The following is a 12,050-nucleotide window of genomic DNA, read 5'->3' on the forward strand; positions in this document are numbered from 1 at the left end:
CCGATTTTCGCTGTTTTTTTAGTGTATGCCCGGTTTTCAACTTCCTGAGAATCGAATATACGAACTAATCTCGAAAAATTCCAGATTATTCTAAAATATTCAATTCTCAGAGGCTTTAATCAGAGGAGTTCTGCAACACCCTCGAGCAGGGGACAAAGCTGCGCGGCGGGGGGAGCTTGCGGGGGATGGGGCGGATGGGCCTAATGGGGCAAATGGGGCAGATAGGCCTGATGAGGGGGATGGCTGATGGTGGTGCGCCCCATAGGTGCTTTGACTGTTGTCGATGCATCCTATGGGGCGCAGTGGGGGATTATGTGACGGGCACAGTGGGGTGTAATGTGACGGGTGTAGTGGTGGATTATGTGATTTGATTTCAGATTTTTAATTTCATGGATTTGCCGTCGATGGTTATGATGTAGAGGCCGGGAACGAGGGGGGTGTCGACCGGAAGCGATGTGCCTGTGAGGGTGTGGATGGTAAATGTGCCGTAGTCTCCGCGCGGGGTGACTATGCCGTCGGTCACGTCAAATTGCGGCGTGGCGGCCGGAGCGGTGGTGATGTCGCTGATGCCCGATTTCAGTTCTTTGCCATAGACGGCAAAGGTGCCGCCGGGCAGATTGACGCCTTTGCCCGAGACGGTGGGGGTGGTGTTGTAGCTCGCTGCAAGGAGCTCATAGCCGCTGAGGTCGACTGCCGCGCCGGTCACGGGGTGGACGGGCATCACCTCGGCTGTGCTTGTGACCGCCGGATTGACCACGAGATAGAGCTCGCTCGTCCCCGAGACAAGCGATATGTAGCGGGCTGTGACTGAGTTGAGGTCGAGACGGCATGAGGCGTCTTTGTCAAACATGTAGGCATACTCTGAGCGTATGTGACACAGGTCGGCATATGTGTCGTGGAGCCCTTTGTAGTTTTTGTTGTTGAGATATGACCAGGGGACAATCTTGGGTGAGGTGTTGTTGCCGCCGGCGTTTTTGGTCGACTCTTTCACGGCGAGTTCCTCAAACTGCCATATCATATGCGCGCCGGGCGAGAGGAGCATCTGTGCGGCGAGCGAGCCGAGGCGCAGACAGCGGGTGTTGATTTTGCTGTTGGTATTGCCGCTGACCAATGAATTTTTGTCATTGGCGGCCATATAGGCCACACGCTCTTCGTCGTGGCTCTCGGAATAGCTGACGGTGGAGCCCCAGGGGCGGTTGCCGTCAAGCGGAGCGTAGAAGCGGTCGAGGGGAGCTTCTTTGACAACTCCCATGGCATACTTGCATGAAGCATTGTTGACATTGGCCCAGTTGATTTCGCCATCCTCGGCCATCTCGGTCTCCTCCTGAGCTCCGGCCAGGTCTTCGTTGATGAAATATACGTCGGGACGGGTGAGGATTATATGGTCGCGAAGTGCTTTCATGCGGGCCACGCGTGTGGCGTTATATTCATTGGTGGCCGTCTCGTTAGGAGTAGCATAGGTGTTGGTGGCGGCGTCATAGGCTATGCCGTATGAGTCGCTGTCGCCGAGGCCTTTCACGAGGTCAAATCTGAATCCGTCAACCTTATATTCGGTAAGCCAGTAGTCGAGTGCGTCACACCACTGGCGGAACATGAGCTTATAGTCCTGGTTCCAGTCGTTGAACACGTTGTAGGAGTGGGGAGCCGAGCCGTTGAAGAAGCGTTCGGGCGCGGTCTGGCGATACATGTTATACCACGGATGCTGCGAGTCGCTCTGATTGAACACCATGTCGAGTATCACCGCCATGCCGCGCTCGTGAGCACCGTCGATAAATGCCTTGTAGGCCTCGGGGGTGCCGTAGGCTTTGTCGGGGGCGAAATAGAAGTTGGGGTTATAGCCCCACGAATTGTTGCCGCTGAACTCGGTGATGGGCAGCAGCTCGATGGCGTTGACCCCGAGCTCTTTGAGATAGTCGAGTTTCTCCATGGCTTTGGCTACTGTGCCGTCCCCCTTGGCCTGGCCTTCCGTGCCTGTGAAGTCGCGCAGGAGCAGCTCGTAGATGATGAGGTCGCTCTGCTTGACGCCTTTGAAAGAGGTGACGTTCCAGTCATAGTCCTCGCGGGCCGAGTTGTAGACGGCCACCGGCACATTGGCAATCTTGGCCGAGGGATAGGCCGGCGTGTCGGGAAATACGTCAGAGGGGATAAGGCCGTCGTTCCACGGGTCGAGGATGAGACGTCCGTAAGGGTCACCCACCTGTGTGGAGCCGTCAACGATATAATAATACATATGGTCTTTGCCGTCGGCGAGCGAGGCCACGGTGGTGTGGAAATAACGTATGCCGTCGACGTCCTGATAGTCCATTACCTGCGAGGGTGTGACGGCATAATCATTCCATGAGCCTACGAGGAGCACGTTGGATTTGCCGGGCGCGCCCAGACAGAATGTCACCGAGCCGTCGGCGTTTTTCTTCGGTCCCATCTCGGGTGAGCCGCCGGGATAGGCCGCGGTTTTGGACGAGGGGAAGTTGTCGGGGAATATCTCTACCGTGATATCACCCCCGGTAGCGGTCTTGCCCTCCCGGGAGCCGTCGGCCGTGCGGAACACAAACATGAGCTTCTCCACGGTTTCCGTCGGGTCGGTGATGCCGTAGTAGGTGCGCACGTCGGGTATGGTGAGCGACCAGGTGTTGGCCTTGACATATGTGAGTCGGTATTTAGCATCGTTGTCACCCCACGTAGGTGCATACTTCCAGTCCGACACCGATTTGCTCAGGCTGGTGATTACTCCGGTGTGGGCATAGACGGGAGTGGATGAGGCGACACCCATCAGCCCCTTGTTGCCTCCGTCGGCATGAAAGGTGATGACGATGCCGGTCGCCGACCGTGTGACGGTGGCGGGCGTGGTGGTCACTGTCTGCGAGGCTGCCGGCATGACGGCAAGACACATCAATGCCACGAGAGTGGAAAGAATTTTTTTCATGATAGAAACAAATAAATACGTATGATATAATCGGATGTGGAAAGCAGTAGGGAGCAGAGAGAGAGGGGGGAGGAGAGCGGGAGTATGCTACGACATGGGGTCGTAGGTGTCGGGCGACATGGGCGAGGATGATGTCAGGGCATTGATGATGCTGCGCAACAGTGTGGCATAGCCTATGTCGAGACATGCGGTGGCCGAGGGGGATGTGCCGGGGGTGAGAAATCCGCGGGCGTCGATGGGGTGGGGCGACTGGAGGATTTTCTCGATGTCGGAGAGGTGACGGCGCGAGAGGTCGAGGGCCTTGGCCGCACGGCCGGTGCGGACGAGGCTCATGAGATATGGAAACGCTACCCCGGGGTCGGGTCGGCCCAGGTCGGTAAACTCTACAAATGACTCCTCGACGATATCGACCGTCTCCTGATACATCTTGTTGATATACCACAGTTCGGTGAGAAAACCGAGATCGGGCGAGGCCACAAACTTGTCGCGAAACAGGCCTACAATCAGAGCCGCTATGTCGGGCCGTCCGTTGCTTATGTGCTCTTTGGCCCAGGCCATGACAGTCTCGCGTGTGAATGACGCCTGCTCGGCCACACGGAGTATGTGGGGAGTGGCCCGTGTGAAGTCAATGTTCATGAGCAGGTCGATGGGCAACTGCGACATGGGATAGGCCGCGAGGGTCTGCTCGAGCATAGCTGCCGCCTCGTCGTTGCGTCCCAGCTCGATGAGGGTTGCCGCATAGGCCGAGGCGTCGGCATCGTTGGCGTCGCGCAGGTCAAGGATGGCTTTGAACACACGGCTCACCTCCTCCTTGGTGTCGCCGCGGCGATACATGGCCCGCCCCTTGAGCCGCATGGCTTCGAGACAGCCGGCGTCGACAGCCAGGGCATATTCGGCCGAGGCCAGGGCGTCGTCATAGTCGCCCGAGGCCAGTTGCACGCCTGCGAGTCTCACCCAGAAGTCGATTGTGAACGGCTCCATCATCGTCAGCTCCTCAAAGAGCCGCTGGGCTGTGGGCAGGTCGCTTATATCCTCGGCGCGGTCGGCATACTCGTAGATGAATGTCGGGGTGTAGGTGCTCTTGGCCTCCACGCGCCGGCGGTTGGTCTCGACCCAGTCGAGCATGCCGTTTTCGGCGCAGAAGTCCACGAGCTGTATCACGTCCTCGTCGCCCAGTTCGGTCGAGGCATCCACCATCTCCTCGAGGCGACGTCGTGTCTCGGGGGTGTCGGTGGCACCTTCGGCCCGCAGGGTGAGGAGACGGTTGAGAAATCCGCCGTTGCTCACGCGGTTGTTGACATCGGCGGCCGCCTCCATCTCGCCAAACGAGGAGTAGAACCACGCGCGGCGTGTGGCCAGGGCTTCGCTTGCGGGATAATGGCGTGCCCCGTAGAGGAGCACCTCCATTTTCACTATGTAATTGTCCATGTCGGACGCGTAGTCAAATATCTCGATGAGATCAGTCTCGTCGAAATATGCTTCGGTGTTGCCGGCTTTGACTATCTCCGACTCAAACTCATTATATAGTCCCTGGCGCGAATCCTCGCCGCCACTTCCGTTTGTGTTATCGTCCATTGTTATTCCGCAGGGCGGAGGGGTTATAGAGGTTTATGAGGTCGTTTTTACTTGTTGATTTTCTCCCAGGAGTCCTTGAGGGCTATGGTGCGGTTGAAGATGAGGCTTCCGGGGGTCGAGTCGGGGTCGAGCGTGAAGTAGCCTATGCGCTGGAACTGCAGGGGCACTCCGGGCTTGGCTATCTCGGCCAGATAGGGCTCTACCTTGATGTTTTCCACGACCTTGAGCGAGTCGGGGTTGAGCATCTCGCGGAAGTCGCGCTCGGTCTCGGCCGCGGGATTCTCGACGCAGAACAGGCGGTCATATATGCGGGCTGTGGCGTTGACAGCCGTGGGAGCCGACACCCAGTGGAGTGTGCCCTTGACCTTGCGCGAGCTGCCGGGAAGGCCGCTGCGTGTGTCGGGGTCGTATGTGCAGTAGATTTCCTCGATGTTGCCTTCGGCATCCTTCTTGACGCCTGTGCATTTCACGATATAAGCTCCCTTGAGGCGCACTTCGCCTTCGGGTGCGAGACGGAAGAATTTCTTGGGAGGATTCTCCATGAAGTCATCGCGCTCGATGTAGAGCTCGCGCGAGAAGGGCATCTGATGAGTGCCGCCATTGGGGTCTTCGGGATTGTTTTCCATCTCCACCATTTCGGTCTGGCCTTCGGGATAGTTGGTGATGACAACCTTGACGGGATTGATGACGGCCATGCCGCGCGTGGCCACTTTGTTGAGATCGTCGCGCACGGCGTGCTCGAGGAGCGAGATGGAGTTGAGAGCCTCATATTTGGTATAGCCGATGGCGTCGACAAAGTTGCGTATGGAGCGCGGAGTGAAGCCGCGGCGGCGCAGACCCGAGATGGTAGGCATGCGGGGGTCGTCCCATCCGGCCACGAGTCCCTCCTTGACAAGCTGGAGCAGCTTGCGCTTGGACATCACGGTGTAGGTGAGGTTGAGACGGTTGAACTCGATCTGACGCGGGCAGTAGCTCTCGTCGGCCAGCTCCTTGACAAAGTATTCGTAGAGCGGACGGTGGACGGTGAACTCAAGGGTGCATATCGAGTGGGTGACACCCTCGAAATAGTCGCTCTGGCCGTGGGCGAAGTCATACATGGGGTAGACCTTCCAGGTGGTGCCGGTGCGGTGGTGGGGTGTCTTGATGATGCGATACATGATGGGGTCGCGGAAGTGCATGTTGGGGCTGGCCATGTCAATCTTGGCGCGCAGCACTCGCGAGCCTTCCTCAAACTCGCCGGCGTTCATGCGTGTGAACAGGTCAAGATTCTCCTCCACCGAGCGGTTGCGGTAGGGGCTCTCTGTGCCGGGCTGTGTGGGGGTGCCCTTCTGGGCGGCTATCTCTTCCGACGACTGGTCGTCGACATAGGCTTTGCCCTCCTTGATAAGACGGATGGCAAGGTCGTAGAGCTTGGGGAAATAGTCGGAGGCGTAATACTCGCGGTCGCCCCAGTCAAAACCGAGCCAGTGTATGTCTTCGCGTATGGCATCCACATACTCCACATCCTCTTTTACGGGATTGGTGTCGTCAAAACGCAGGTTGCATGTGCCGCCAAACTTTTCGGCGATACCGAAGTCCATGCATATGGCCTTGGCATGGCCTATGTGGAGATAACCGTTGGGTTCCGGCGGGAAACGCGTGTTGAGGCGTCCGCCGTTCTTGCCTGCCTGCAGGTCGTTGTACACTGTTTCCTCTACGAAGTTCATGCCGCGGGCCTCATTTTCGGCCGGGGTTACGGGAGTAGCGTTTGTATCCATATCTTGAAAATATGCGGAATGTGATGCTTAGTTGTTGAAATGCAAATTTACACAGAATTTTTCTAAAAACCGCTCCGGCAGTTTAGAAGATTATCAGCTTTAACACATAGACAATGACAAGGGCATATGAGCCGGCCAGCACGTCGTCCATCATCACGCCCCAGCCGCCGGGACATATCTCTTCGATTTTGCGGCATCCGAGCGGTTTGGTGATGTCGATGAGGCGGAAGAGCCCAAATCCGAGCAGGGCGAATAACCAGGTGTACTCGCCGCACGGAGCTACGAGCAACGGTATCCAGCAGCCTACATACTCGTCGATTACGACAGCTCTGGGGTCGGGACCCCAGTAACGCTCCATGACCGACGAGGTCCATGCGCCGACCACTGTGACACTGACTATCAGTGCCAGCGTGACAAGTGTCAGTGCCAGGGGCGAGAGGACAAGATAGAGCGCGTACCATATGGCCAGAGCGACAAATGCCGCATAGGTGCCGGGCGCACCGGGCAACAGGCCTGTGTAGAGGCCGGTGGAGAGGATTTCGTGAAAACGGGGAGCTACCCCAAGTTTCTTGTAATTATTGTCGCTCATGGTGTCATGACTAAAGTTGAGGCGCAAAATTACAAAGATTCTCGCACATTACATGTATTTTAACCCGAAAAAACACCCCTATCTGCATGGCAAGCTGTCATATGTGAGGCGTGACAGGCCGGGTCATCCGATATTTTTCCGGATGGCTTCGACCATTTCGACATGGTTTTTGCAACTGATCACGTATTGACGTTTGTTTTTCAGTTTTATGTAAAAGCATTGGCTTCGGTCGGCGTAGTAGCCGAAATACTGGCCTATGGCTATGTCTCTGAAATATCCCCAGTAGCCGAAAAATCCGCCGCTTCCGCAGAGTCTGATGCCTCCGGCCGAGGGATAACATGTGTCGACCTCCACGATGTCGGCAAGGGGGAACGTCTTGTCGCCCGAAAGCAGACGATGGATCATGAGTTCACGTGGGTTGACGCTGACACTTACGGGGCAGTAGTAAAGGCCTGCCGCGACGACGCCGACGGTTAATGCTATTGTCAATAGAGTGGGCAGGTCTATGGAATGCAGGTGGGTGAGGATGCCTGTCAGGAGTGCGGCGGGCACCACGATTGTGATAATGATGCAGTAGGTGCTGAAGTGTACTTTGCTTTTCATAACGGGATGTCAGTTTATGATGATTTCGTCGGTGAATATCCAGCCTCCCATGTTTTTGTCGGAGCGGGCCTGAATGCGTATATAGCGGCCGCGTGTGTCGCCTTGCCAGCCGATGTTGCGGATGGCAAAGGGAGCCGAGGGGTCGTAGTCACGGGTGATGCGCGTGAGCTCGCTGAAGCTGACGCCGTCGGATGAGACTGAGATGACTGTCTCGGCCGGCAGATAGACTTCGGGACCTGTGACCTGAAGGAAGTCGGCACTCACTGAACGCAGGAGTGTGTCGGCCTCGAGGTCGACGGTCACGTCAAGACGGTCGCGCGAGATGAATCCCTGCCAGGCTCCGTCGGAATAGGTCCATCCTCCACGTTTGCCGTCGGTGAGGGTCTTGTCGCCTTGCGCGGCGTAAGTGGCGTTGTAGGGCGCGTTGTATATGACCGGTTTTCCGAGGGCGAGATGGCTGACGGTAGCGGTGGACTCAGGGCGCGGACCGACTTCGTCTCCAAGAGGGAAAGGGTGGTAGCCGAGGTCGCGCAGACGGTCGGTCTCGCGGAGAGCGAGGGGGTGGAAGCCGGCATATGACTTGCGTGACGGGTCGCTCCAGGCCACTTCGGCAAGGGCCATGACGCGGGGATAGAGCATGTATTCGTAATGGCTGTCGGTCTCTATGTATTCGGCCCACAGGTTGGCCTGCACGCCATATATGAGACGGGCCTCGCTCTCTGACAGAGAGTCGGGGATGGGGTTGTAGGAGTGGATGCGTGACAGCGGCAGGTAGCCTCCGATGGCTTCGGGCTGTGTGGGGGGAGCGTCCTGATATTGGTCGATGTAGCAGTGTGAGCCGGGTGTCATGATGGTGCGCAGACCATTTCTGACAGCCCGGAGGCCCCCTTCCTCGCCTCGCCACGACATGATGGCTGTGCCGGCGGCGAGACTGTCGTCCATGATTTCGTCCCAGCCTATGGGTTTGCGGCCGTGGCTTAGAAGAAACGAGGAGATGCGGCTGATGAGGTAGTTCTGGAGGGCGTCGACGTCGGCGAGACCTTCGTCGTGCATGCGTGCGGCGCATCGGGGGCACGTTTTCCATGCGGTCTTGGCGGCTTCGTCGCCTCCGATGTGGATGTATTCAGAAGGGAATATCTCCATGACATAGGTCAGTACATCCTCGAGAAACGAGAATGTCTGCTCGTTGCCCACACAGAAGTCGGCACTTGTATAGGGTTTGCCCTGGCAGGATAGTCCGGGATAGGCTGCGAGGACTTCTTCGGAGTGGGCCGGCATCTCGATTTCGGGCACGATGGTGATGTGGCGCATGGCGGCATACTCCACGAGCTCGCGCAGGTCGTCGCGGGTGTAATATCCTCCGCGGGCACGCGGGTCGGACTGCTCGCAGTAACGGCGTCCGTCGGGGGCGTTCCACCACTTTTTCCAGTTGGCTTCGGGACGCCAGGCGGCAAACTCGGTGAGGCGCGGGTAGCCGGGTATCTCGATGCGCCATCCGGCGGCATCGGTGAGGTGGAGGTGCAGACGGTTGAGCTTGTAGCGGGCCATGGCGTCAATCTGCTTTTTGAGAAACTCCTTGCTGCGGAAGTGGCGCGAGACGTCAATCATCACTCCGCGATATTCCAGCCGCGGGGTGTCTTCGATTAGGGCTGCGGATGCTTTCAGGCAGTCGTCGCCGGTCATGGTGACGAGCTGGAGGAGGGTCTGAAGTCCGTAGAAGAGTCCGGTGTCGCCTGCCGAGCGGATGGTGATGCCGCGGGTGGAGATGTCGAGCGTGTAGCCTTCGGGCGATAAGTTGGCGTCGGAGGTTTTTAAGAGGACTATAGCATTGTCGGGTGAAGAGGGTAGACCGCGGTGAAATTTCTTGTCTAACGGCCTGGGGAGAGTGGCGATGTAGTCGGCCATCAACTTACGCTCACAGCCTTGCAGATTGGTGTAAATGCGGGTGGAGGGGGCGATGATGAATGAGTCGGGCTCCTGCTGTATGCTCAGCGGAGCTGGTATGACTCCGCCGGCCACGGCACGGGCGGGACCGGCACACCACCACATGGCGGCAAGCAACAGTGAGACGATGGTGAGGCGTGGTGAGGGCATGGGATGGTGCATTGGTGTCAGTCGATGGTTACTTCGTCGACAAAGAGGAAGCCCGGGTTGCCCTTGCCGCCGTGCCAGTCGGGGATGGATTGTTCGGAAAGGGCTGTCAGACGCACGTAGCGGGCTGTGACGGGTGAGAACGAGTATTTGTGTTCATAGAGGCCGTTGCGGTCGGTCTCTTTCATGGGGGGATAGTTTTCGGAGAATACTTTTCTGAAAGTAGTGCCGTCGTCGGAGACTTGGATGGTCACGCCGCGTGTGTCGAAAATCCAGTCGCCTTTCTCTACGCATGAGGTAAAAGCGACGTTGGAGATTTCGGTGGGGCGGAGCAGGTCGATTGTCACATCCATGTCGTTGCAGTAGAAGGCTATCCACCGTCCGGTCTTGTAGTTGCCGTTGCCTTTGAGTCCGTCGGTCAGGGTGGTGATGCCGTTGTATTCATATTGCTTGTTGACGGGCTGATTGGCTACTGTCGGTTTGGCCGTGGAGCGGCTGAAAGAGATTTTTTCGGAGAGCATGCGGCTGTTGGCTGTCGGACGTATGGCCATTGCTTTGAGGATGCAGTCGGTGTCAATCGAGAGAATGTTGGCTGCGACGGGTGAGGCCTCCGTTGGGTCGGAGCCGTCGAGAGTGTAGTGTATCGGCGCGCCGTCGATGGTCCTCATGGCCACGTCGACGGTCCCTGACGCACTGTCGGTCGAGAAGTCGGCATCGACGTCAAACACGTGTGTTGCATAGTTGTAGCCCTCGGCGTCGTAGGATTTTATCAGTTGAGGCAGACGCGACAGGAAGTCGGCATAGTCCTTGCGGTCGGGTTCGGTCCACTGGATTTCGGCAAGCGCGGCCCAGCGGGGGAGTGCCATGTATTGCAGATGGGAGAACGTGGGGAAATATTCCGACCAGTGGTTGGCCTGGACGCCGAGGATGTGGCTGCGGTTTTCGGGAGCCACGCGGTCGGGCACTGGGTCAAAACTGTAGACACGCTCGATGGGTACGTAGCCGCCTATGGCCAGCGGTTCGTCATCGGTGTCTTTGGTCTGGTAGTAGTCGAAGTAGAGATAGGTGTTGGGGGTCATGATTACGTCGTGGCCCTGAGCAGCGGCTTCGATGCCTCCGCCCACTCCGCGCCAAGACATCACGGTGGCGTTGGGCGCGAGACCTCCCTCGAGAATTTCGTCCCAGCCTATGATCTGACGGCCGTGACTGTTGAGAAATTTCTCGGCGTGGTTGATTATGTAGCTCTGGAGATATTCCTCCTTGCTGTGATGCGAGTCGCCCCTGATGCCCAGCTCTCTGATGCGGGCCTGGCATTTGGGACACTCTTCCCATCTGATTTTGGGACATTCGTCGCCTCCGACGTGGATATAGCGCGAGGGGAAGAGGGCTATGACTTCGGAGAGAACATCGTCGATGAATGTGAGAACGCTGTCGTTGCCGGCGCAGAGCACGTCGTCAGAGACGCCCCACATGGTCCACACCTCATAGGGCCCTCCCGTACACCCGAGATGGGGGTAGGCGGCAAGTGCGGCCTGCATGTGGCCGGGAAGGTCTATCTCGGGTATGACGGTGATGTATCGGTCGGCGGCATAGTCGACCACTTCCTTGATCTGCTCCTGAGTGTAGAAGCCGCCGTAAGGTGTGCCGTCATATTGGCCTGAATTGCGTCCGATGACAGTCTCCTTGCGTCGGGAGCCTATTTCGGTGAGCAGGGGATATTTTTTAACCTCCATGCGCCATCCCTGGTCGTCGGTAAGATGCCAGTGGAGACGGTTCATGTTGTGGAGTGCCATCATGTCGATGTAGCTTTTGGCCTCGTCGACCGTGAAGAAGTGGCGCGAGATGTCGAAGTGTACACCTCGATAGTCAAAGCGGGGAGAGTCGTTGATCTCGACGGCGGCCAACACAGGGACACTGCCGGGCACAACAGGCAGGGATTTACGCAGGGTCTGTAGTCCGTAGAATACTCCTGCCTCGCTCGCTCCTGTGATGACGATGCCTTCGGGGGTGACTTTAAGGCTGTAGGCCTCGGGCTTTTCGGCTTCAAGTCCGAGGCGGAGCTGTATGTTGCCGGCGGCTTTGTCGTCCGAGCCTGGTGCTGTGGCATATTTAGAGCCTGTGGCTGTCTTGAGATAGTCGGCAAGATAGCCGGCGTTGCGCCGCATCATTTCATTACCCTCAGGATAGATGATTTTGGTCGAGCTGTCAAGTATAAATTCACCTCCGCCGGGTGTGGCTGTGATTTCCAGGGGGAGCGGGATGGTGCGGTAATTGGCGTTGGTAGTCTCTTTGGAGCAGGAAGCAAGGATTCCTGCCATAGCCAATAGTGCAGCCAGTCGGGATAGTTTTAGCATGATGAAGATAGCAGAATTATTAGAAATAAGGTCACGTGATGGTAACTATTCAGCGGACGCGCCGATGTAGTCGCCGTTTAGAAAAGGGCGAGGATTGCGTTGTAGGGCGAGTTGCCGTGCTTCTTGGTTGTCTCGACGATTGAATGCAGATCCATAAA

Annotated in this window: 7 protein-coding genes; all 7 read right to left on the minus strand. The window is 57.4% G+C overall.

Features of this window, described 5'->3' with window-relative positions; genetic code table 11:
• Nucleotides 1–373 precede the first annotated feature (373 nt).
• Nucleotides 374–2,923 (minus strand): alpha-amylase family glycosyl hydrolase, encoded by a 2,550-nt coding sequence (locus QGT73_RS15680; RefSeq protein ID WP_280123065.1) that lies wholly within the window; start codon nucleotides 2,921–2,923, stop codon nucleotides 374–376.
• A gap of 87 nt (nucleotides 2,924–3,010) precedes the next feature.
• Nucleotides 3,011–4,498, minus strand: a complete 1,488-nt coding sequence (locus QGT73_RS15685; protein ID WP_280123066.1) for a tetratricopeptide repeat protein — start codon at nucleotides 4,496–4,498, stop codon at nucleotides 3,011–3,013.
• 47 nt (nucleotides 4,499–4,545) lie between these two features.
• Entirely contained in the window at nucleotides 4,546–6,255 is a 1,710-nt protein-coding gene (locus tag QGT73_RS15690) for a glutamine--tRNA ligase/YqeY domain fusion protein (protein WP_280123067.1), read from the minus strand.
• An 82-nt stretch (nucleotides 6,256–6,337) separates the two neighbouring features.
• A complete protein-coding gene (locus tag QGT73_RS15695; protein WP_280123068.1) occupies nucleotides 6,338–6,844 on the minus strand; it encodes a phosphatidylglycerophosphatase A family protein in 507 nt (168 codons plus the stop codon).
• A 123-nt stretch (nucleotides 6,845–6,967) separates the two neighbouring features.
• Complete coding sequence (locus QGT73_RS15700) at nucleotides 6,968–7,447, minus strand: PH domain-containing protein (protein ID WP_280123069.1); 480 nt, start codon at nucleotides 7,445–7,447, stop codon at nucleotides 6,968–6,970.
• 9 nt (nucleotides 7,448–7,456) lie between these two features.
• Nucleotides 7,457–9,541 carry a glycoside hydrolase family 20 protein gene (locus QGT73_RS15705; protein WP_280123071.1) on the minus strand — a complete coding sequence of 695 codons (2,085 nt, stop codon included), beginning with the start codon at nucleotides 9,539–9,541 and terminating at the stop codon, nucleotides 7,457–7,459.
• Between the two features lie 17 nt (nucleotides 9,542–9,558).
• Nucleotides 9,559–11,892 carry a glycoside hydrolase family 20 protein gene (locus QGT73_RS15710; RefSeq protein ID WP_280123070.1) on the minus strand — a complete coding sequence of 778 codons (2,334 nt, stop codon included), beginning with the start codon at nucleotides 11,890–11,892 and terminating at the stop codon, nucleotides 9,559–9,561.
• Nucleotides 11,893–12,050: the final 158 nt, after the last annotated feature.

The sequence above is a fragment of the Duncaniella muricolitica genome (genome assembly GCF_910574735.1).
Classification (GTDB): domain Bacteria; phylum Bacteroidota; class Bacteroidia; order Bacteroidales; family Muribaculaceae; genus Duncaniella; species Duncaniella muricolitica.

Excerpts from the sequence above, each read along its gene's own strand:
- QGT73_RS15680 (WP_280123065.1), bottom strand. The coding sequence starts at position 2,923 with ATGAAAAAAATTCTTTCCACTCTCGTGGCATTGATGTGTCTTGCCGTC.
- QGT73_RS15705 (WP_280123071.1), bottom strand. The coding sequence starts at position 9,541 with ATGCCCTCACCACGCCTCACCATCGTCTCACTGTTGCTTGCCGCCATG.
- QGT73_RS15700 (WP_280123069.1), bottom strand. The coding sequence starts at position 7,447 with ATGAAAAGCAAAGTACACTTCAGCACCTACTGCATCATTATCACAATC.
- QGT73_RS15710 (WP_280123070.1), bottom strand. The coding sequence starts at position 11,892 with ATGCTAAAACTATCCCGACTGGCTGCACTATTGGCTATGGCAGGAATC.
- QGT73_RS15690 (WP_280123067.1), bottom strand. The coding sequence starts at position 6,255 with ATGGATACAAACGCTACTCCCGTAACCCCGGCCGAAAATGAGGCCCGC.
- QGT73_RS15685 (WP_280123066.1), bottom strand. The coding sequence starts at position 4,498 with ATGGACGATAACACAAACGGAAGTGGCGGCGAGGATTCGCGCCAGGGA.
- QGT73_RS15695 (WP_280123068.1), bottom strand. The coding sequence starts at position 6,844 with ATGAGCGACAATAATTACAAGAAACTTGGGGTAGCTCCCCGTTTTCAC.